Source organism: Pseudomonas lactis (assembly GCF_001439845.1).
Classification (GTDB): domain Bacteria; phylum Pseudomonadota; class Gammaproteobacteria; order Pseudomonadales; family Pseudomonadaceae; genus Aquipseudomonas; species Aquipseudomonas lactis.
This window is the reverse complement of the sequence record NZ_JYLO01000011.1, coordinates 142165-164846: the sequence shown is the minus strand read 5'-3', so window position 1 is coordinate 164846 and position 22682 is coordinate 142165. Positions and strand designations below refer to the sequence as shown.

At 60.3% G+C, this 22682-nt stretch carries 16 protein-coding genes; 14 read left to right on the top strand and 2 right to left on the bottom strand.

All coding sequences use genetic code 11. The annotated features are described in order from the left end of the window. Positions 1–230: 230 nt before the first annotated feature. The 12 genes from TX24_RS20330 to TX24_RS20275 all read left to right on the top strand — a co-directional run bounded on the left by TX24_RS20330 (position 231) and on the right by TX24_RS20275 (position 16695). Complete coding sequence (locus TX24_RS20330) at positions 231–1547, top strand: nucleotide sugar dehydrogenase (RefSeq protein ID WP_003188741.1); 1317 nt, start codon at positions 231–233, stop codon at positions 1545–1547. An 83-nt stretch (positions 1548–1630) separates the two neighbouring features. Next, positions 1631–3112: a mannuronan synthase gene (gene alg8, locus TX24_RS20325; protein WP_003188740.1), complete on the top strand. Its 1482-nt coding sequence runs from the start codon at positions 1631–1633 to the stop codon at positions 3110–3112. Between the two features lie 37 nt (positions 3113–3149). Beyond that, positions 3150–4316: an alginate biosynthesis protein Alg44 gene (locus tag TX24_RS20320; RefSeq protein ID WP_057710958.1), complete on the top strand. Its 1167-nt coding sequence runs from the start codon at positions 3150–3152 to the stop codon at positions 4314–4316. Positions 4317–4324: 8 nt separating this feature from the next. Beyond that, entirely contained in the window at positions 4325–5845 is a 1521-nt protein-coding gene (gene algK / locus TX24_RS20315; RefSeq protein WP_244964736.1) for an alginate biosynthesis TPR repeat lipoprotein AlgK, read from the top strand. Continuing rightward, a complete protein-coding gene (locus TX24_RS20310) occupies positions 5842–7332 on the top strand; it encodes an alginate export family protein (protein WP_003188737.1) in 1491 nt (496 codons plus the stop codon). The genes algK and TX24_RS20310 overlap by 4 nt, the downstream gene beginning before the upstream one ends. Beyond that, the gene (algG, locus tag TX24_RS20305) at positions 7332–8900 is read left to right on the top strand and encodes a mannuronan 5-epimerase AlgG (protein ID WP_032893489.1); all 1569 of its coding nucleotides are present in this window, start codon (positions 7332–7334) and stop codon (positions 8898–8900) included. Before TX24_RS20310 ends, algG begins: the two co-directional genes overlap by 1 nt. 11 nt (positions 8901–8911) lie before the next feature. Continuing rightward, a complete protein-coding gene (locus tag TX24_RS20300) occupies positions 8912–10360 on the top strand; it encodes an alginate O-acetyltransferase (protein ID WP_034134644.1) in 1449 nt (482 codons plus the stop codon). An 8-nt stretch (positions 10361–10368) separates the two neighbouring features. Continuing rightward, positions 10369–11478, top strand: coding sequence for a mannuronate-specific alginate lyase (locus TX24_RS20295; RefSeq protein WP_082628839.1), 1110 nt, complete (start codon positions 10369–10371; stop codon positions 11476–11478). Positions 11479–11666: 188 nt separating this feature from the next. After that, complete coding sequence (locus TX24_RS20290) at positions 11667–13199, top strand: MBOAT family O-acyltransferase (protein ID WP_014717002.1); 1533 nt, start codon at positions 11667–11669, stop codon at positions 13197–13199. Positions 13200–13210: 11 nt separating this feature from the next. Then, entirely contained in the window at positions 13211–14383 is a 1173-nt protein-coding gene (locus tag TX24_RS20285) for an alginate O-acetyltransferase (RefSeq protein ID WP_057710956.1), read from the top strand. Positions 14384–14400: 17 nt separating this feature from the next. Next, entirely contained in the window at positions 14401–15057 is a 657-nt protein-coding gene (locus TX24_RS20280) for an alginate O-acetyltransferase AlgF (protein ID WP_034134560.1), read from the top strand. Between the two features lie 186 nt (positions 15058–15243). Then, positions 15244–16695, top strand: coding sequence for a mannose-1-phosphate guanylyltransferase/mannose-6-phosphate isomerase (locus TX24_RS20275; protein ID WP_032893494.1), 1452 nt, complete (start codon positions 15244–15246; stop codon positions 16693–16695). A 103-nt stretch (positions 16696–16798) separates the two neighbouring features. On the opposite strand, the gene TX24_RS20270 is transcribed toward TX24_RS20275, so the two are convergent. Beyond that, entirely contained in the window at positions 16799–20260 is a 3462-nt protein-coding gene (locus TX24_RS20270; RefSeq protein ID WP_244175883.1) for a hypothetical protein, read from the bottom strand. Positions 20261–20515: 255 nt separating this feature from the next. Here TX24_RS20270 and TX24_RS20265 point away from each other — a divergent pair, with 255 nt between their 5' ends. Then, positions 20516–20980, top strand: coding sequence for a hypothetical protein (locus TX24_RS20265; RefSeq protein ID WP_003188721.1), 465 nt, complete (start codon positions 20516–20518; stop codon positions 20978–20980). 14 nt (positions 20981–20994) lie between these two features. Then, on the top strand, positions 20995–21807 hold the full coding sequence (locus TX24_RS20260; RefSeq protein WP_057710954.1) for an SDR family oxidoreductase: 813 nt from the start codon (positions 20995–20997) through the stop codon (positions 21805–21807). Here the strand turns inward: TX24_RS20260 and TX24_RS20255 are convergent. Next, on the bottom strand, positions 21804–22661 hold the full coding sequence (locus tag TX24_RS20255) for a LysR family transcriptional regulator (RefSeq protein WP_057710953.1): 858 nt from the start codon (positions 22659–22661) through the stop codon (positions 21804–21806). The two genes, TX24_RS20260 and TX24_RS20255, sit on opposite strands and share 4 nt — an antisense overlap. Positions 22662–22682 lie beyond the last annotated feature (21 nt).

Here is a 22682-nt window from a genome sequence, read left to right as displayed (position 1 = left end):
CACTGGCGCCGGAGCCTTCCGCCACGGAAGACCGGCTGCATTTCAGGGCAAGCCCCAATAACAAGGCCACGTTGCGCACAACTTGAGTGCAATAGTTAGTCACTCGCTATTTAACATGCCTGCACGCGGTAAGTCGGCGTCTATTCGCCTAACTTTCGCGGCATCAGTGACGCTTGCAAACATGAACTCCGGCCATCTAATGGCATGATTTAAACATAGAGGTAATTGCGATGCGCATCAGCATATTTGGTTTGGGTTACGTTGGCGCCGTGTGTGCCGGTTGCCTGTCTGCCCGTGGCCATGAAGTGGTCGGCGTAGACATCTCCAAGGAAAAGATCGACCTGATCAATGCGGGTAAATCCCCCATTGTTGAACCAGGTCTGGGCGAACTGTTGAGCCAAGGCATCGCAACCGGTCGACTGCGCGGTACCACCAACTTCGCCGAAGCCATCCGCGACACCGACCTGTCGATGATCTGCGTGGGTACGCCGAGCAAGAAAAACGGCGACCTGGAGCTCAACTACATCGAATCGGTATGCCGTGAGATCGGTTTTGTACTGCGCGACAAGACCACCCGCCACACCATCGTGGTGCGCAGCACCGTACTGCCAGGCACCGTGGCCAACGTGGTGATCCCGATCCTCGAAGACTGCTCCGGCAAGAAAGCCGGCGTTGATTTCGGCGTTGCGGTCAACCCGGAGTTCCTGCGTGAATCCACCGCCATTGCCGACTACGACCTGCCGCCGATGACCGTCATCGGTGAGTTCGACACCGCCTCCGGCGATGTCCTGCAGTCGCTGTACGAAGAACTCGATGCGCCGATCATCCGCAAGGACATCGCCGTCGCCGAAATGATCAAGTACACCTGCAACGTGTGGCACGCCACCAAAGTCACCTTCGCCAACGAGATCGGCAACATCGCCAAGGCTGTCGGCGTCGACGGTCGTGAAGTGATGGAAGTGGTCTGCCAGGACAAGACCCTCAACCTGTCCCAGTACTACATGCGCCCAGGTTTTGCTTTTGGTGGCTCGTGCCTGCCAAAAGACGTGCGCGCCCTCACCTACCGCGCCGGCTCCCTGGACGTGGAAGCACCGCTGCTCAACTCGCTGATGCGCAGCAACGAGTCCCAGGTACAGAACGCCTTCGACATCGTCTCCAGCCACGACAAACGCAAAGTTGCGCTGCTGGGCCTGAGCTTCAAGGCCGGCACCGACGACCTGCGCGAAAGCCCGCTGGTAGAGCTGGCAGAAATGCTGATCGGCAAGGGCTACGACCTGAGCATCTACGACAGCAACGTCGAGTACGCCCGTGTACACGGCGCGAACAAGGACTACATCGAGGGCAAGATCCCCCACGTGTCGTCCCTGCTCAACTCGGATTTCGATGATGTGATCAACAACTCCGACGTGATCATCCTCGGTAACCGTGACGAGAAGTTCCGTGCCCTGGCGCATAACGCTCCGGAAGGCAAACAAGTGGTCGACCTGGTGGGCTTCATGTCCAAGGCCACCAGCGTGAGCGGCCGTACCGAAGGTATTTGCTGGTAACAGCAACGGCAAGTTTCAGGCTGCAAGTGGCTTTATCCCCAGCGCTTGCAGCCTGAAGCCTCCTCACCTTGCGGATGACGCTTATGTCCAAGTTAAAACATGTATTTCTGCAATCGGCCGGCTGGCTGTTCTTTCTCAGCCTGCTGATGGGCCTCGCCCTGCTGTTGCCGGCGAGCACCTTCGATTCGCAATCGAAGAATTTTATTTTCCTGATTGGTGCCGTGGGTATCTGGCGCTACTCGATGGGCGCGACGCATTTCTTTCGCGGCATGCTGTTCCTGTACGTGGTGTACCCGCACCTGCGCCGCAAAGTGCGCAAGCTGGGCAAGGCCGCCGACCCGTCCCATGTGTTCTTGATGGTCACCAGTTTTCGTATCGACGCGCTGACCACCGCCCAGGTCTACAGCTCGGTGATTCGCGAAGCCATCGACTGCGGCTTCCCCACCACCGTGGTGTGCTCGCTGGTGGAAATGTCCGATGAGCTGCTGGTCAAGAGCCTCTGGGAAAAGCTCAACCCGCCGGCTCACGTCAAGCTCGACTTCGTGCGTATCGCCGGTACTGGCAAGCGTGACGGCCTGGCGTTCGGTTTCCGTGCCATCTCCCGCCACTTGCCGGACGACCGCGCCGTGGTTGCCGTGATCGATGGCGACACCGTGCTGGCCGAAGGCGTAGTGCGCAAGACCGTGCCGTGGTTCCAGCTGTTCGGCAATGTCGGTGGCCTGACCACCAACGAATTCTGCGAAGTGCGCGGCGGCTACATCATGAGCGAATGGCACAAACTGCGCTTCGCCCAACGCCACATCAACATGTGCTCCATGGCCCTGTCCAAGCGCGTATTGACCATGACCGGGCGCATGTCGGTGTTCCGTGCCAGCGTAGTGACTGACCCGGGCTTTATCGCCGACGTGGAAAGCGACTCGCTGCAACACTGGCGCCTGGGCCGCTTCAAGTTCCTCACTGGTGATGACAAGTCCAGCTGGTTCAGCCTGATGCGCCTGGGCTACGACACCTTCTACGTGCCGGATGCGGCGATCAACACCGTGGAACACCCGCCGGAAAAGAGCTTCATCAAGGCCAGCCGCAAACTGATGTTCCGCTGGTACGGCAACAACCTGCGCCAGAACTCCCGTGCCCTGGGCCTGGGCGTGCGTCGCCTCGGCCTGTTCACCAGCGTGGTGCTGTTCGACCAGCGCGTGTCGATGTGGACCTCCCTGCTCGGCCTGACCGTCGCGATGATCGCCACGTTCAAGTACGGCGGCGCGTTCATCCTCGCCTACCTGCTATGGATCGGCATTACCCGCCTGATCCTCACCCTGCTGCTGTCGTGCTCCGGCCACAAGATTGGCCCGGCCTACCCGCTGATTCTCTATTACAACCAGATCATGGGCGCGTTGGTGAAGATCTACGTGTTCTTCCGCCTTGATCAACAGTCCTGGACCCGCCAGGACACCAAACTGACCCGCGATTTGGCCAGCTTTCAACGTTGGTTCAACACCTGGTCGTCTCGGACCATGACCTTCTCCGCCGGCAGCATCTTCGTTGCCGTGTTGCTGATGATGGTCTGACCCTGCCAAGCCTGAATTAACCTAGGAATTACACCCGATGAATAGCCAAGTAAACGCCAACGTTGTCCACGAATCCGAAGCCCAGCGCCAACACGCCCGGGTAAAAATCCCGGCCAAGCTGCGCTTCTTCAACAGCGACCGCACGCCGACTGAGGCGAAGGTTATCGACCTGTCCGCCGGCGGCCTGGCCTTCACCGCCACCCAGCCGCTCACCATCGGCCAAGTGCACAAAGGCCGCCTGCAGTTCGTGATCGATAACCTCGGCCTGGCCATGGACGTGGAGCTGCAGATTCGCTCCTACGACCGCCAGACCGGCCGCACCGGTTGCCAGTTCCAGAACCTCGATGCCCAGGATATTTCCACCCTGCGCCACCTGATCACGTCGCACCTGTCCGGCGACATCGTGACCATGGGCGACGTGCTCGCGACCCTGCAACGCGACAACTTCACCAAGGCACGCAAGGTCAAGGACGGCGGCAGCGGCATGACCGCGTTCGGTCGCCTGCGCGCCGTGACCTTCAGCCTGGCGATCTTTTTGGTCGGCCTGGCGGCCTTCGGCTTTGTGGTCAAGTCGCTCTACGGCATGTACTTCGTCAGCCACGCCCAGGCCGGCCTCGTCAGCGTACCGGGCATGAACGTGACCATGCCCCGTGACGGCACCGTGCAAAGCCTGCTCAAGGGTGATTCGGTAGCGGCCAAAGGTGCGCCACTGGCAACCTTCAGCACCAGCATGCTCGATGTGCTCAAGGGCCACTTGGACGAAGACCAGTTGCAACCGGCCAAGGTTGAAGAGCTGTTCGGCAAGCAAATGACCGGCACCCTGACCTCGCCGTGCGATTGCGTGGTGGCCCAGCAATTGGTTGCCGACGGCCAGTACGCCAGCAAAGGCGATGTGATCTTCCAACTGGTACCCCGCGGCAGCGAAGCCAATGTAGAAGCGCGCTTCAGCTATCGCCAGTTCGGTGACGTGCGCCCAGGTACGCAGGTGAACTTCCAGGTCGCCGACGAAGAACAAGTGCGCACCGGCACCATCGTCAGCAGCACCAGCCTGAACAGCGCCGACCTGTCTTCTGACATCCGCGTGCAGATCAAGCCTGACGCACCGCTGGACAGCACCTACGCCGGTCGCCCGGTGGAAGTCACCAGCGACCGTGGCCCATCGCTGAACTGGCTGATCGACAAAGCCATGGCCCACGGTCTGTAAGCGAGGACATGCCTGTGACTCTTCCAAATACACCGTTGACCCATGTGGGAGCCGGGCTTGCCCGCGATGCAGGCGACTCGGTGCATCAGTTGCACCGCAGCGATGCCATCGCAGGCAAGCCAGCTCCCACACAGAGCAGATTTCACTTGGCCTCTGCGTACTGCGCGCTGGCACTGGCCGTGAGCCTGGCCGGTTGCGCCGGCCTGCCCGACCAGCGCCTGGCCAACGAAGCCCTCAAGCGCGGCGACACCGTCACCGCACAGCAGAATTACCAGCAACTGGCGGAACTGGGCTACAGCGAGGCCCAGGTGGGCCTGGCCGATATCCAGGTCGGCACACGCGACCCGGCGCAAATCAAGCAGGCCGAAGCCACCTACCGTGCGGCGGCAGACACCTCGCCCCGCGCCCAGGCACGCCTGGGTCGCCTGTTGACGGCCAAGCCGGGCGCCACTGAGGCCGAGCACCATGAAGCCGAAAGCCTGTTGAAAAAGGCCTTTGCCAATGGCGAAGGCAATACCTTGATCCCGCTGGCGATGCTGTATCTGCAATACCCGCACAGCTTCCCCAATGTGAATGCCCAACAGCAGATCAGCCAATGGCAGGCGGCGGGTTACCCGGAGGCCGGCCTGGCCCAGGTGCTGCTGTATCGCACCCAAGGTACCTACGACCAGCATCTGGATGATGTGGAGCGCATCTGCAAAGCCGCGCTGAACACCACCGATATCTGCTACGTCGAGCTGGCCACGGTCTATCAGAAAAAACAGCAGCCGGAACAACAGGCCGAACTGCTCAAGCAAATGGAAGCAGGCGTGAGCCGTGGCACCGTCACCGCCCAGCGCGTCGACAGCGTCGCCCGCGTACTCGGCGATGCCACCCTCGGCACCCCGGACGAAAAAACCGCCCAGGCTTTGCTGGAAAAAATCGCTCCCGGCTACCCGGCGTCCTGGGTCAGCCTGGCGCAACTGCTCTACGACTTCCCTGAACTGGGCGATGTCGAGCAGATGATGAAGTACTTGGACAACGGCCGCGCCGCCGACCAGCCACGCGCCGAATTGTTGCTGGGCAAGCTCTACTACGAAGGCAAGTGGGTGCCCGCCGATGCCAAGGCCGCCGAGGCGCATTTCGAGAAAGCCGTGGGCCGTGAAGTGGCCGCCGATTACTACCTCGGCCAGATCTACCGCCGTGGCTACCTGGGCAAGGTTTACCCGCAAAAAGCCCTGGACCACCTGCTGACCGCAGCGCGCAACGGCCAGAACAGCGCCGACTTCGCCATTGCCCAACTGTTTTCCCAAGGCAAGGGCACCAAGCCCGACCCATTGAACGCCTATGTCTTCAGCCAGTTGGCCAAGGCCCAGGACACGCCAGAAGCCAATGACCTGGCCACCCAGCTCGAAGCGCCGCTGACGCCTGCGCAACGCGCCGAAGGCCAACGCCTGGTGCAACAGGAACTGGCCGCCCGCGGCACCCTGGCCCAAAGCACGCTGCAACTGCACGCCCTGCAAGAAGAAGACGGCGAGGAATCCCTATGAAGCTCAACCCATTCGTGAAGGCCGGCATCGGCCTGACCTTCGCCCTGCTGTGGTCGTGCCCGACCCTGGCCGCGCTCACCGAAGCCAAGAACTTCGGCCTGGAAGTCAAAGCCACCGCGCAGTCTGAAGATGACCGCGACCTCGGCACCCAGAAAGGCGGCGACGTCAACGGCATCGGCCTCGACCTGCGCCCCTGGATCTACGGCGAAAGCGGCGCGTGGAGCGCCTACGCCATGGGCCAGGCCGTAGTGTCCAGCGACATCATCGAGACCGACACCCTGCAACAGTCGGCCGATGACACTACCGAGCAGCAGTCGAGCAACGACGACCGCAAGGCCAAGAAAAACTACCTGGCCCTGCGTGAGTTCTGGGTCGGCTACAGCGGCTTCACGCCCTACCCCGGCGAGATCCTCAAGTTCGGCCGCCAGCGCCTGCGCAATGACGACGGCCAATGGCGCGACACCAACATCGAAGCGCTGAACTGGACCTTCGACACCACCTTGCTCAAGGCCAATGTCGGCGCCGCCGAACGCTTCAGCGAATACCGCACCGACCTCAAGGAACTGTCACCGGTCGACAAAGACCGCCAGCACTTCTACGCCGACGCCGCCTACCAGTGGACACCGGGCCAGTGGATCGGCGTGCGCGGCCACCACACCCACGACGACGGCAAGCTCGACTACGCCGAACCGGGTGTCGCCAGCGACCCGCTGGACAAGCGCGAAAACGGCGACCTGACCTGGCTGGGCATCGAAGCCAACAGCGATGCCTATAACTGGCGCAACACCAACACGGTCAACTACTGGGCCAGCATCACCGGCATGCGCGGCGACCGCGACAAGGTCAACGCCTTGAACGCCGACGGCTCGCGCCCCACCAGCGCCAAGCGCAGCGATGACCTGAGCGGCTGGGCCACCGACATCGGCGTGCGCCTGCGCCTGGATCCGCAGTGGCAAGTGGGTGCCGCGTACTCGCGCGCCAGTGCCGAGTACGAACAGAACGGCCTGCAAAGCAACCGTTCGAACTGGACCGGCACCCAGTCGCGTGTGCATCGCTTCGGTGAAGCGTTTCGCGGCGAAATGAACAACATGCAGTCCATGAGCCTGTTCGGTTCCTGGCAACTGCGCGAGGACTATGACGCCAGCCTGGTGTACCACAAGTTCTGGCGCGTGGACGGCAACAAGCCGGTGGGCAGCAACGGTATCGACGCGGTGCAGAACAACACCGATGACGTCACCGGCGCGATCCTCTCCAGCACCTCCCTGCCCCTTGAAGACGGCAAGAAAGACCTCGGCCAAGAGATGGACCTGGTGGTCACCAAGTACTTCAAGAAAGGCTTGCTGCCTGCGGCGCTGAGCCAGTCGATCGACGAGCCATCGGCGCTGGTGCGTTTGCGTGCGGGCGTGTTCAAGCCCGGCGATGCCTATGGCAGCCAGGTCGACTCCTACATGCACCGCGCGTTTGTCGACGTGGTCTGGAAATTCTGATGGGAGCCTGCGCCATGAATGCTCAAAGCCTACTCGTCGCGGCAATGCTGATGGCCAGCGCCACAGCGTTCGCCGATACGGCGGCCAAGGCGCCGACCATCGCCAAGGAACTGCAACAGGCCAAGACCTATACCATTTCCAGCCCGCCCACCGCGCCGCTGGAAATGGCCAAGCCGGCGCTGCCCGACCTGTCGGGCTACACCGCGCAGGCGATGGAAAAGAAAATCGTCAAGACCAAGGCGGGCAAAATCAGCATCCGCCGCATGATGCAGGAAGACGCGCTCAAGGACTTTATCGGCGGCGATAACAAGATGGCCGAATGGGTGGTGCGCCAGCATGGCATTCCCCAGGCGATCTTCGTCGACGACGGCTACATGAACCTCAAGGACCTGCTGGGCAAAGTGCCCAAGCAGTACTTCAGCGAAACCTCGCCGGGGGTGTTCCTGGCCAAGTTGCCGATCGTGGTGGGCCGTAAAGGTATCCTCGATATCGACAAAAACACCCAGGAGCTGCGCCTGTCCCAGCAAGCCGGTTCGTTTTTGATCAACGACGGCCAGCTGTTCGTGCGCGATACCAAGGTCACCGGCTGGGATGAAAAAGCCAACGGCCCGGCGCTGTTCAAGTCGGCCAAGGAGTTCCGCCCGTTCCTGCTGGCCTGGGGCGGCACCGAGACCTATATCTCCAAAACGAAGATGGCCAGCTTCGGTTACGCCAACAGTAAGTCGTACGGGGTGAGTATTTCCCAGTACACGCCGAACATGGCCAAGGTGCTCAAGCGCCCCGAGCCGACCGGTTGGATCATCGATTCCGAGTTCTCGGACATGTGGTACGGCTTCTACTGCTACGAGACCACAGGCTTTGTGATCAAGGGCAATACCTACAAAGACAACATCGTCTACGGCATTGACCCCCATGACCGTTCCCACGGCCTGATCATCGCGGACAACACCGTCTACGGCACCAAGAAGAAGCACGGCATCATCATTTCCCGGGAGGTGAACGACAGCTTCATCTTCAACAACCGCAGCTATGACAACAAGCTGTCGGGCCTGGTGATCGACCGTAACAGCGTCAACAACCTGATCGCCGACAACGAGATCTACCGCAACCACACCGACGGCATCACCCTCTATGAGAGCGGTGACAACCTGCTGTGGGGCAACAAGGTGATCAGCAACCGTCGCCACGGGATCCGCGTGCGTAACAGCGTGAACATCAAACTCTACGAAAACACCTCGATGGCCAACGGGCTGACCGGCGTGTACGGCCACATCAAGGACTTGACCGACACCGACCGCGACATCGCCCTCGACCCGTTCGACGCCAAGGTGTCGCTGATCGTGGTCGGCGGGGAACTGGCGGGTAACGGCAGCGGGCCGCTGTCCATCGATTCGCCGTTGAGTATCGAACTGTATCGCGTGTCGATGCTGGCGCCGACCAAATCCAGCGGCATCAGCTTCTCCGGCATCCTGGGTGACCGCCAGGAAGAAATTCTCGACCTGCTGGTGCGCCAGCAGAAAGCCGTGCTGATCGACCCCGTCGAACGCCAGACCGAATTGCAGGACTGAGGATGACCCTTATGCACCCACACATGATCAAACTGCTGAGCCTCTCGGGTCTGACCCTCGGCCTGCTGGCGGCCAGCCAGGGCGTACGCGCCGATGAAGTGAAAGCTCCGACCTTCACCGCCGAGCCGTGCTGCAGCCTGTGCCCGGCCGCCCACGACGCGAAGAACTACACCACGCGCTACCAGCAGAACTTCACCACCCTGGTACAAGCCCAGGGCGACTGGCTGTTCCGTACCCAGGAAGACCTGCGCACCGAGTTCGACACCACCCCGGCCGGCTACAAGCGCATGCAGCAGTTGCACGATGCGTTCAAGAGCAAGGGCGTGGAACTGGTGGTGGTCTACCAGCCGACCCGTGGCCTGGTGAACCGCAACAAGCTCAACCCCGAGGAAAAGGCCAAGTACGATTTCGACAAGGCCCTGACCAACTACAAGACCATGCTCGGCCGCTTCGCCAAGATGGGCTACGTGGTGCCAGACCTGTCGCCGCTGACCAACGAGCAACTGCCGGATGAATTGCCGGCCCACGACTTTTACTTCCGTGGCGACCAGCACTGGACCCCTTACGGCGCCCAGCGCACCGCGAAAATCGTCGCGGCCAAGGTCAAGCAGATGCCGGAATATGCCGAGATTCCCAAGCGTGAGTTCGAGACCAAGCGCTCGGGCCGCATGGGCAAGACCGGCACCCTGCACAACATGGCCGGGCAACTGTGTGGCACCAGCTATGCGATCCAGTACATGGACCAGTTCACCACCGAGCCCAAGGGCGAAGCCGGTGACGGCGACCTGTTCGGCGATTCGGGCAACCCGCAGATCACCCTGGTGGGCACCAGCCACAGTGGCAAGAACTACAACTTCGCCGGCTTCCTGGAAGAAGAAATCGGTGCCGACATCCTCAACGTCGCCTTCCCCGGCGGTGGCCTGGAAGGTTCGATGCTGCAGTACCTGGGCAGCGATGAATTTCAGAAGAGCCCGCCGAAGATCCTGATCTGGGAATTCTCGCCGCTGTACCGCCTCGACCAGGAAACCATCTACCGCCAGATGATGGCGCTGCTAGACAACGGCTGCGAAGGCAAGACCGCGCAAATGTCGGCCAGCACCACGCTCAAACCGGGCAAAAACGAACTGATGGTCAACAGCGCCAACAAAGACCTGCGCAACGCCAACCATCAGGTCGATATCCGCTTCGCCGATCCGTCGGTGAAAACCTTGCAAGCCACCCTCTGGTACATGAACGGGCGCCACGAGGACATCAAGATCGAGAAACCCGAAACATCCGATACAGACGGGCGTTTCGCCTTTGAACTGCGCACCGATGAAGACTGGGCCTCGCAGAACTTGCTGGCCGTGGAAGTGCAGGGCCCCGAAGCGGGCGCTGCGGCGCAGAAGGTTGAAGCGAAAATTTGCACACGCAACGTATTCCCCGCCGGTGGTCAACAGACCGCGTCAACGGGGCAATGAGGTTACTTATGCAGAAGTTACTGATTCCATCGTTGCTGGGCCTGGCGATCTTCGCCGGGGCAGCCAACGCCGCCGCGCCGCTGCGTCCGCCCCAGGGTTACTTCGCACCGATCGAAGCGTTCAAGACCGGCGACTTCAAGAATGATTGCGACAGCATGCCAACGCCCTACACCGGGCCGTTGCAGTTTCGCAGCAAATACGAAGGCTCCGACAACGCCCGTTCGACCCTGAATGTGCAGTCGGAAAAAGCCTTTCGCGACAGCACCGCCGATATCACCAAGCTGGAAAAAGACACCAGCAAACGGGTGATGCAGTTCATGCGTGACGGCCGCCCACAGCAGCTCGAATGCACCCTGAACTGGCTGGTGTCATGGGCCAAGGCCGATGCGTTGATGTCCAAGGACTTCAACCACACCGGCAAGTCCATGCGCAAATGGGCATTGGGCAGCATGGCCTCGGCCTATGTGCGCTTGAAGTTCTCCGAGTCGCAGCCGCTGGCCAAGTACCCGCAGGAAGCCCAGCAAATCGAAGCCTGGTTCAACAAGCTGGCCGACCAGGTGGTGAGCGACTGGGACAACCTGCCCCTGGAAAAAACCAACAACCACTCCTACTGGGCCGCCTGGTCGGTGATGGCAACGTCCATCGCTACCAACCGCCGCGACCTGTTTGACTGGGCGGTGAAGGAATACAAGGTCGGCGTGAACCAGGTCGATGATCAGGGTTTCCTGCCGAACGAATTGAAGCGCCAGCAGCGCGCCCTGTCGTACCACAACTACGCGCTGCCGCCGCTGTCGATGATCGCCAGCTTTGCCCTGGTCAACGGCGTGGACCTGCGCCAGGAAAACAACAGCGCGCTCAAGCGCCTGGGTGACAAGGTGCTAGCCGGAGTGAAAGACCCGGACATCTTCGAGCAAAAGAACGGCAAAGAGCAGGACATGAAGGACCTCAAGGAAGACATGAAATTTGCCTGGCTTGAGCCCTTCTGCTCCCTCTACACCTGCGCGCCGGATGTGATCGAACGCAAGCATGGCATGCAACCGTTCAAGACCTTCCGCCTGGGCGGTGACCTGACCAAGGTCTACGACCCGGCGCATGAAAAAGGCAACAAAGGCAGCTAGTCGCTGATCGTTCCCACGCTCTGCGTGGGAATGCAGCACGGGACGCTGTGCGTCCCAAAGCGTGGCGCAGAGCGCCACAAGAGGCATTCCCACGCAGAGCGTGGGAACGATCACAACCTCCCCCGACATCGTGGGGGGTTTGGGGGGGCTCTGGCCCTTGACTGTTGGTTAAACATGGAGAGATCGGGATGGTTTTCTCGTCCAATGTGTTCCTGTTTCTGTTCTTGCCGATCTTCCTCGGCTTGTACTATTTGAGCGGGCAACGCTATCGCAACCTGCTGCTGCTGATTGCCAGCTACGTGTTCTACGCCTGGTGGCGAGTGGACTTCCTGGCGCTGTTCGCGGCCGTCACGCTGTGGAACTACTGGATCGGCCTCAAGGTCGGTGCCGCGGGCGTTCGTACCAAGCCGGCGCAGCGCTGGCTATTGCTCGGCGTGGCGGTCGACCTGTGCATCCTCGGCTACTTCAAGTACGCCAACTTCGGCGTCGACAGCATCAATGTAATGATGAAGTCGGCGGGCCTGGAGCCGTTCATCCTCACCCACGTGCTGTTGCCGATCGGGATCTCGTTCTACATCTTCGAGTCCATCAGCTACATCATCGACGTGTACCGTGGTGACACCCCGGCCACCCGCAACCTCATCGACTTCGCAGCGTTCGTGGCGATCTTCCCGCACCTGATCGCCGGTCCCGTGCTGCGCTTTCGCGACCTGGCCGACCAGTTCAACAACCGCACCCACACCCTGGATAAATTTTCCGAGGGCTGCACGCGGTTCATGCAGGGTTTCATCAAGAAGGTCTTTATTGCCGACACCCTCGCGGTGGTGGCCGATCATTGCTTCGCCCTGCAAAACCCCACCACGGGTGACGCCTGGCTCGGCGCACTGGCCTACACCGCGCAGCTGTACTTCGACTTCTCCGGCTACAGCGACATGGCCATTGGCTTGGGTTTGATGATGGGTTTCCGCTTCATGGAAAACTTCAAGCAGCCCTACATCAGCCAGTCGATCACCGAGTTCTGGCGGCGCTGGCACATCAGCCTGTCCACCTGGCTGCGTGACTACTTGTACATCACCCTGGGCGGCAACCGTAAAGGCACGCTGACCACCTACCGCAATCTGTTCCTGACCATGCTGCTCGGTGGCCTGTGGCACGGCGCCAACATCACCTACATCGTGTGGGGCGCCTGGCACGGCATGTGGCTGGCGATTGAAAAAGCCATCGGCCTGAACACCGCGCCGCGCAGTTTCAATGTGCTGCGCTGGGCCTTCACCTTCCTGCTGGTGGTAATGGGCTGGGTGATTTTCCGCGCCGAAAACCTGCACGTTGCCGGGCGTATGTACGGTGCGATGTTCAGCTTTGGCGAGTGGTCACTGTCGGAACTCAACCGCGCCAACCTTACCGGCCTGCAAGTGGCAACCCTGGTGGTGGCCTATGCAACGCTGGCGTTCTTCGGCCTGCGCGACTTCTACACCAACCGCCCTGCCGACAAGGCCAAGCCAGCCGACCCGAGCCTGATCAAGGCCGTACCGGGCGACAACCCTGGCAGCATCCACGAGCCCGGTTTCAGCGTGGGCCGTGACGCTGCCGTGCAACCGGCCTACTGGACCGCTGACTGGCCACGCTACGCCATGCGCGCTGCGGTGCTGCTGCTGTTCGTGGCGTCGATTCTCAAACTGTCGGCGCAGAGTTTCTCGCCGTTCCTTTACTTCCAATTCTGAGGGAGCCGACCATGACCCGTTCATTACGCGTCCTCTACATCAGCCTGTTCCTGGTGCTGTTGCTGGCACTCGGCGCCTGGTCGCTGCGCAGCTTCTTTGGCTTCAGCACCAACGCCGATGCCACCGTGCTCAACGGTCGCTGGACCAAAGCCGTCGAGACCCACTACGACGACGAGTTCCCGATCAAGCGCCTGGGCACCAACCTGTGGGCGGCGCTGGACTACAAGCTGTTCAATGAAGGCCGCCCTGGTGTGGTGCTGGGCCGTGATCACTGGTTGTACAGCGACGAGGAGTTCAACCCCGCCGTCAACGAAGACCAGAACCTGCAAGGCAACTACGCGCTGGTCGAAGGCGTACGCCAGAAGCTCAAGGCCCAGGGTATCCAACTGGTGATGGCGATCGTGCCGGCCAAGGTGCGCCTGTATCCGGAGCATCTGGGTGAAGTGAAACCGGCCAGCGTGCACGCCAATCTGTACCAGGATTTCCATGCTCGAGTGGCGGCGGACAACATTCCGGCCCCGGACCTGCTCGGCCCGCTGCAACAGGCCAAGCTGAGTGGCAAGCAAGTGTTCCTGCGCACCGACACCCACTGGACCCCAGACGGTGCCGAAGTCGCCGCCAAGCAATTGGCCAAGGCGATTGCCGACAAGACCCCACTGAGCGGCGAGCCGCAGCGCTTTGTCACCGAGGCGGAAAAGACCGAGCCGCATAAAGGCGACTTGCGTTTGTTCCTGCCCCTGGACCCGCTGTTCGAAAACCTGATGCCGCCTAAAGAGCCGCTGGAAAAACGCGTCACCCACCTGGTCGAAGAAAAAGGTGACGACGCGCTGTTCAGCGACAGCGAAACCCCGGTGGCCCTGGTGGGCACCAGCTACAGCGCCAACCCCAACTGGAACTTCGTCGGTGCGCTCAAGCAAGCCTTGCACAGCGACGTGGTCAGCTATGCCGAAGACGGCCACGGCCCGATCCTGCCGATGCTCAGCTACCTCAAAAGTGATGACTTCAAGAACAGCCCGCCGCAGGTGCTGATCTGGGAGTTTCCTGAACGTTATCTGCCCGTTAACAACGAAATCGGTGATGCCGACCCGGCCTGGGTTGCGCAGCTTAAACAAGCCGGTTCGCGCCAACAGAACATGGCAATCAACACATCTGAATCCGAGACGCCCGACCGGGCGCAAAACTGAAAGAGAGGTAACTCACAATGACTTTCACTACTACTCCTCGTCGTCTCGCTAAAACCCTGGCAATCGCTGCGGGCCTGAGCTTCGTATCCCTGTCGGCCTTCGCTGGCGGTGACGCCGCCCTGTACGGCCCGACTGCGCCAAAAGGCTCCAGCTTTGTGCGCATCTACAACGCCAGCAACCAGGAAGTCAGCGCCACCGTTGGCAGCACCAACCTCAGCGACGTTGCGCCACTGGCCAGCAGCGACTTCAGCTTCATGCCCGGCGGTGACTACAGCGCTAAGGTCGGCAGCCAGACCCTACCGGTCAAGCTGGCTGCCGACCACTACTACACCCTGGTCAACAGCGGCAGCGGCCAGCCGCAGTTGATCGAAGAGCCACCGTTCAAGAACAAGCAAAAATCCTTGGTGCGCGTACAGAACCTCAGCGACAAGGCCCTGACCCTGAAAACCGCCGACGGCAAGACCGATGTGGTCAAGTCGGTGGCTGCCAAGGGCCGTGGCGAGCGTGAGATCAACCCGGTGAAAGTGAGCCTGGCGTTGTATGACGGTGACAAGAAAGTCGGCGATGTGAAGCCGGTTGCGTTGGAACGCGGTGAAGCGGCGGTGCTGTATGTCACCGGCTCAGGTTCAAGCCTGTCGCCAGTGTGGGTGAAACGCCCCGTGTCGACCCGCTAACTATTTCCCTGAGTTGACACGCCCCCTTGTGGGAGCTGGCTTGCCTGCGATGGCGGTCTTGAAGGCGCCATCGCAGGCAAGCCAGCTCCCACACTGAACGGGTTTCAGCTCAGGACCGAGACAAAAACAAGAGTGAAACGACAAACCTTCGTAGCTCTGACCCATATCGATTCAAGGAGAAACACCATGATCCCAGTAATCCTTTCCGGTGGTAGCGGCTCACGTCTTTGGCCGCTTTCGCGCAAACAGTTCCCCAAGCAGTTCCTGGCTCTGACCGGCGAGCACACCTTGTTCCAGCAAACCCTGGAGCGCCTGGTGTTCGAAGGCATGGACGCCCCCATCGTGGTCTGCAACAAAGACCACCGTTTCATCGTCAACGAGCAACTGAGCGCACGCAAGCTCGACTGCCAGCGCATCCTGATGGAACCGTTCGGCCGCAACACTGCGCCGGCCGTGGCCCTGACCGCGATGATGCTGGTCAACGAAGGCCGTGACGACTTGATGCTGGTACTGCCCGCCGACCACGTGATCGACGACCAGAAAGCCCTGCAACGCGCACTGGCCCTGGCTACCGTGGCCGCCGAGCGTGGCGAGATGGTGCTGTTCGGCGTGCCAGCCACCCGCCCGGAAACCGGCTACGGCTACATCAAGTCCACCAACGATTCGCTGCTGCCTGAAGGCGTGAGCCGCGTGCAACAGTTCGTGGAAAAGCCCGATGAAAAACGTGCGGTCGAGTTCGTCAAAAGTGGCGGCTACTTCTGGAACAGCGGCATGTTCCTGTTCCGCGCCAGTCGCTTCCTCGAAGAGCTGAAAAAGCACGACCCGGACATCTACGACACCTGCGTGCTGACCCTGGAACGCAGCGAGCAGACCGCCGACACCGTGACCTTCGACGACGCCACCTTCGCCTGCTGCCCGGACAACTCCATCGACTACGCCGTGATGGAAAAAACCCAACGCGCCTGCGTGGTGCCATTGGCTGCTGGTTGGAGCGACGTAGGCTGCTGGGCCTCGCTGTGGGCGGTCAACGATAAAGACGCCAACGGCAACGTGAGCAAAGGCGACGTGGTGATCCAGGACAGCCGCAACTGCATGGTGCACGGCAACGGCAAACTGGTGTCGGTGATCGGCCTGGATAACATCGTGGTGGTGGAAACCAAGGACGCGATGATGATTGCCCACAAGGACAAGGTCCAGGGCGTCAAGCAGATGGTCAACACCCTCAACGAGCAAGGCCGCAGCGAAACCCAGAACCACTGCGAAGTCTATCGCCCGTGGGGTTCCTACGACTCGGTGGACATGGGCGGGCGCTTCCAGGTCAAGCACATCTCGGTCAAGCCGGGCGCGTGCCTGTCGCTGCAGATGCACCACCACCGCGCCGAACACTGGATCGTGGTGAGCGGCACCGCCGAAGTCACCTGTGACGAGAACGTGTTCCTGCTCTGCGAAAACCAGTCCACCTACATCCCGATTGCCTCGGTGCACCGCCTGCGCAACCCGGGCAAGATCCCGCTGGAGATCATCGAAGTGCAATCGGGCAGCTACCTGGGCGAGGACGATATCGAACGCTTCGAAGATATCTACGGCCGCTCGACACCGGTTGAACGTGGCGTATCGGTGAAAACTATCGCGCAGTAAAACAGTCGTACAAGAAGCCCTCGTCCAGCCCATTGCGTCCCCTATCCGCAGTGGGTTGGGTGGGGGCTTTTTCCTACTTGCTCACCACGCTTTCAAGACGCCTTCAACCAAAATAGTCTGGAAACTTATTCGGCCCCAGATACAGGAAGTTCGACGGCGTCAGCTTGATTTCTTTGTCCATCTTAAGCTCGATAATCGAGCTGCCTGCCGTGACAGGGCCTAACTCCCGCGGGACTTGGTCAGTGCTGAATATCACCTTGTACTCCCCCCTTCCGGCATAGCGTTCGTTGCCCAGAAACAAAAGGGTTTCAACGTTTTCACTGTTGAGCTGCTGGCCTGGAGGGTTAACGTACACACCGCCCTTCGAACCCGCGCGCGTTTCATTACGCGTTAAGTCATTGATGCCCTGGGCCCGGGCTATCGCTTCTGCGCCTTCCTTGCTGGTGTAATGAATGTAAACAGGTTGCCCGTTATGAAAGCCCGAATCCAACACCGACTGCCAATTGTGATGATTGGCCAATACCTGACCGGGGGGTACCACTGCAGGCGAAGGAGGATTACCTTTGCGCCCCGGTTTTTGTTGTGGTGCAAGCCTGACACTCTCCGCATTCGCAGTTTTTTTGCCACCGCCGGCGTTGCCAGCCAATCGCCATTCGCCGTTGCCGGTCGGAACCAGCATCATTACCTGCTTCTGGCTATTGGGGTCGATAACACGCACAGGCTTGCCCGCGCCCTTGTAGTGCCGTTCAACCTGAAAGGTCCTGTCCTTTCCCGTACCATCAGTGAAGCGCACATAGAACTCTTCGCCGACTTGATACGTGCCATCCCCCCTTATCGTACGACCTTCAAGAAAGCCGTCAGGCAGTGCGTGCTCGCTGTAGTCGGGCAACTGACGTCCGGTCCCGGCTCCGTTTGATGCTGCGTTCGTCACCTGGGTAGGGTTGCCCACCTTGGACGATTGCTTGTGCAATATCTGTTGCAGCTCGCGATAGCTACTCTTGAGCAGCGACTTCCCCCCTTTTGCCAACCCCTCGACCAGATCCCCCAGCCCATCGGCAGGGTTCAAGCCGCCGGCCAATGACCGCACGACACTGTCGGAGGCTTTGAACGCTCGCGTTCCGAGTTTTTCGCTCAACTTGCTCAGCGCCCTGCCCGCCTGACCAACCCCTTTGGCGAATGGAACGATGAAACCGAAAATATCCAGTGCAAAGTCCAGAATCGCCGCGCCAGTATTGCCCTTGACTGCGTTTTCGATCGCATTTTTAAAGGGAATCAGTCCCGTCACAAAATCATGACCCGCCTTGATGCCAGCCTCCTCCTTCTCCACTTCGGTGACGCCCTTGGCCCCGGCCTCCATCGCCTCCCGATCATGGAGCAGATGGCCGGCTACCACCTCGGCGATCCTATCAAAACGAGGGTTCAGGTCGGTGACGGCATCGGCGTGCTGTCCTGCGCGAGGTTCAGGCATGTTTGGAGCGCTGATCGGAGCTGTCAGCAACCCGTCGCTGTACTGCTCAGGTCGCGCCTGCGTGCCATTTTCATAGGCCGCATAATCGACCCATATACCGATCCCCTTGGCCTGCGTCGTTTCGTAGGTCTCGGCATTTGCGACTCTCGGTGGGGGGTTGGGCAAATGCCTGGGCAGGTCTTCGCGTCGACGAATAACACCTTGCAGAGGGAACACTTCGTAATAAACATGGCGGATGTTTTTAGGGTCTTGATCGCTGCCGTTCTTATCAATCTTGGTTTGCACGCGCATCAACAGCCCGTAACGTGCTTTGGCGGCTCGTGCTTCGTCCGCAGACTCCGTTCCCTGAGCTTCGGCCGTGCTGGATTTACGTAAGGAAAAAAACTCGACCTTGCCCGACGCGATGGTTTGGCGATCTTCCAAAGGAAGCTGCGACAACTGATGCTTGACTGTCGTCGTCAGCCCTTCCTTCATATTTTTGAAGTAACTATCAAATTCGCTCTTGAACTGCTGATTCACATCAGGCAACGGCTTGACCCTGGGGAAGCGGTTGCCGAGCTGGAAATCGTACCGCTCCCCTCGGGGAATACGGTTCATTTTGCCGGCCATGTAGATCTCTTCAAGCGAGTGCTCCTTGCTCTCGCTGGCATCGATATTGGCAATCTTTATGTTGCGCACATTGAATGAATATCCAGCACCATAGGCCGCTGTCAGATTTTTATTGGCGATGTCCCGGCGAGTCGGCATGGTGGCGGCCAGTTGGTCGTGGGCTTTTTTCAAGGCATTGAGTTGCGCATTAAAAGCCTCGTATACCGCGGCCACATCTTCCGGTGTATACGCGTCATCAGTCTTTTGAACCATCTTGTCCTGGGCAATTGCCCATTGAATCAAGGCATGGGTCTGGGCCTTGGCCTCGATTGCCGCCTGTGTGTCCGTGACAGGGCTATGCTCGGCCAAGCGCATAAACGTTTTGAAATCGGTATGCGTCGCTATACCCGGCGCCCAAAACTCCTGGGCTTGCACAACTGCCGAGAGCCTGGCAAATGTCGTCGACTTGAGCGTCAGGTTGTCGGGTAACCCCTTGACGATAAAGGAAGGCTCAGACCCCGCGAGTAGCAGGCGGGCGGCGGCGGCAGCCATTTCGGCAGGCACTTTGCCCTGTTCTACCAGGTGTTGCTCCAGACGCGACACCACTACCGAAGGATGTACATCCCTGTTGGCTGCCTGATAAAGATCATAGCCGGCCACCACACCACGCTGGTTGCCGGCCAGTGGGTCCAGCTCCAGTACCATGGCCGCCATCGCCCAGTTCGAGGGGTCAGTTGAAAGCGATGCATCGTCGACAGTTAGCGCAGTTTTCAGCGTTTGGCCCAAACCCGTAATCTGCGTACTTCCCATCATGCTGTCGAGGACTTGTGCGGCGCTCTTGCCCTGGAGCGAAGCGCCATGCTGCTCATAAAATGCGCTGAAAATGCCTTTCCCGGGCGACAGCCGCGCCATTTCTGCCTGTGTTATTTCGCTGACCTTCTTGCGTTGCTCACTGTCCAGTGTCGCTGACTCAGACAACAATCCCCAGTGGTTGCCGTGCTCTGCGGGCTCGGGCAAGGGTTCTTTGAGCACTGCAATCAAATTTGCCAGTTGCCCGATGTTTTTCGGAATCAGCAACTGATTTTCCCGCAAGAACCAGGCAACCGAATCTTCATCGCCCGCTTCAATTCCATAGGCGCGCGCGAATGCGGAATACTCATGAACGGAAAACTTTTTCGTTTCCAACAACGTCGTAATATCCAGATTCGACTCCTTGACCAAGGCATCGTGAATTTGCTGCAACGCCCCGACCAAGCGATAGTTGTTCTGGATGTTCCCCGTCAGCTCTTGCCAATAACTGAGGGGCTGCCCGGCGATAAGCGACGCGTCGCCAGTAGCAGGGTTTTCCAATTCAGTACTGCGTCGAAGCCGAGGTAACCCGCGCGCATTCGATGGCGAATAGGGTTGAGTGTCTTCGTGGCCCATTGCCGGTGGTACCACCGGCGCCAAGGGCGTTGTAGGAAGCCGCGGCGGTTGCACGAAGGACGGACTGGAAGCAAGGGTGATCATGGGTTTCTATCTCACGCAAGATGACTGGGACTTGGGCTTGTCGATGTAATCGTTCCGACAGGTTTAAGTGCGTCTTGAGTGTCGATTCATACAAAAAACGCGATAAAAACTTATTTAGGTTTATGTCAAAAAACGATGCTGCCACTCGATTGTCTTGCTTGCGATGACGTCATCCAGTCCCAACACATCGCTCAAGGTAGCCAATCCCACCTAAGCTTAAGTTAGGATGCTGGTTACTTACTTGAGGTGGCCTCCATGTTCTTCGGCGTTCTCCTGATCATCACCTGGCTGGTCCTGCTGCTGCGCTACCCGGCCAAGGCGCTGCCGGTATCGTTGGCCGCTGCCGTCGGCCTGGGGTTTGTCGCAGTGTGGGTGGTATGGCTGGACAACCGCGAAGCGTCGCAACTGGCACGCCTTGAGCTGCGTATCAGCTATGCCCCGCAAGACTGCCCCGCCGACCGACCGCTCAAACTGACCCTCAACAACGGCAACGACGTACCGCTCACCGAACTGCGCTGGCGCGTCGCCGCCTATGCACCGGGCGATACGGTCAACCTGGCCGACAACGTCTACGCCGCCCCACGCTATCGCGGCCCCGGCGAGTTGCAGGCGGGCGCCACCTGGGAAGACTGCCTGCCCACCCCGCCGCTGCGCCCTGGCTATCGCCCACAAACCCTGGAATTTCGCGCCGAGCACCTGCAAGGCAGTTTCTCGGACTGACAAAGGATGGACCCATGCCCAACGTACTGATCACCGGTTGCTCCAGCGGCATCGGCCGTGCCCTCGCCGATGCGTTCAAAGCCGCAGGCTTTGAGGTATGGGCCAGCGCCCGCCGACCCGATGACGTCGCCGCCCTCGCGGCCGCAGGCTTCAATGCTGTGCAGTTGGACGTCAATGACTGCGCCGCTTTACAACTCCTGGCCGAGCAATTGAGCGAGCTAGATGTACTGGTCAACAACGCTGGCTACGGCGCCATGGGCCCGTTGCTCGACGGCGGTACCGAGGCGATGCAACGCCAATTCGAAACCAATGTGTTTTCCATCGTCGGTGTGACCCAGGCGCTATTTCCGGCCTTGCGTCGCAGCAAGGGCCTGGTGGTGAATATCGGCAGCGTTTCCGGCGTATTGGTGACGCCGTTCGCCGGCGCCTATTGCGCATCCAAAGCCGCTGTGCATGCGTTGAGCGACGCCCTGCGCATGGAGCTGGCACCGTTTGGCGTGCGCGTGATGGAAGTGCAGCCCGGTGCGATCAATACCAGCTTTGCCAAGAATGCCGGCGCCCAGGCCGAATTGCTGATCCACGAACAGTCGCCATGGTGGCCGTTGCGCGAGGGCATTCGTGCACGTAGCCAAGCATCCCAGGACAAGCCAACCCCAGCCAGTGAATTTGCCGCAGACGTGCTCAAGGCGGTGCAGCAAGGGCAACCACCGCGTCTGCTGCGCTCGGGCAACGGCAGCCGGGCGCTGCCGTTGATGGCGGCGCTGGTGCCCAAGGGGTTGTTGGAGAAGGTGTTGAGGAAGCGTTTTGGCTTGGGCGGTACGCTCTAAGGCTTCATGAAATCAATAAACGCCCGCACCTTCAGCGGTAAATGCCGCGTGTCCGGGTACATCGCGTAAACCCCTTGCGGGGCAAAGCGATGGTCCGCCAGCACGCGTACCAAGCGTCCCGCATCCAGATCTTCCTGCACCAGCCACTGCGGCAACACCGCCACACCGTGGCCACGCACGGCAAATGCCTTGAGGACCGCCGCGCTGTCGGCCACCAACGCGGACGGGCCGGCTCGATAAGAGTGTTCGAGACCTGCCGGGTCGGTGACGCTCAGCTCGGTCAAGCGGCCATGGCCCAGCCTGGGCAGCTGCTCCAACTCAGCCAGAGTTTGAACTGCGGCAAACTGCGGCGCCGCGACGGCAAACACCTCGAACGTCGATAACTGCACGGCGCGATGATTGGAGTCCATCAAGCGCCCCAGCCGTATTGCCACGTCAAAACGCTCGGAGATCAGGTCGGCGTGGGTGGAAGATGTGGATAAGTGGATGTTCAGGTCCGGGTGCAGGCGGCGAAAGGCTTCTACCGCCGGGGCGACCACAGCCAGGGCATATTCCACGGTGGTGGTGATACGCAGGGTGCCTTTGAGTTGGGCATGCTCACTGCGGGCTTCCTCTACCGCCAGGCGGGCCTCTTCAAGCATGCGCGTGCAGCGCAGGTAGAAGCGTTCGCCGGCATCGGTGAGCGCCAACTGACGAGTGTTGCGGGTCAGCAGGGTGACGCCAAGTTCCGCCTCCAGACGCTTGAGGTTGAAGCTGACCACGGCGCGAGTCTGGCCCAGCAGGTCCGCAGCGGCGGTGAGCGAGCCGGCCTCGACCACGGCCTTGAAGGTGTCAAAACGGTCCAGACTGACCATGCTGGACGCCCTCCTTTGTCA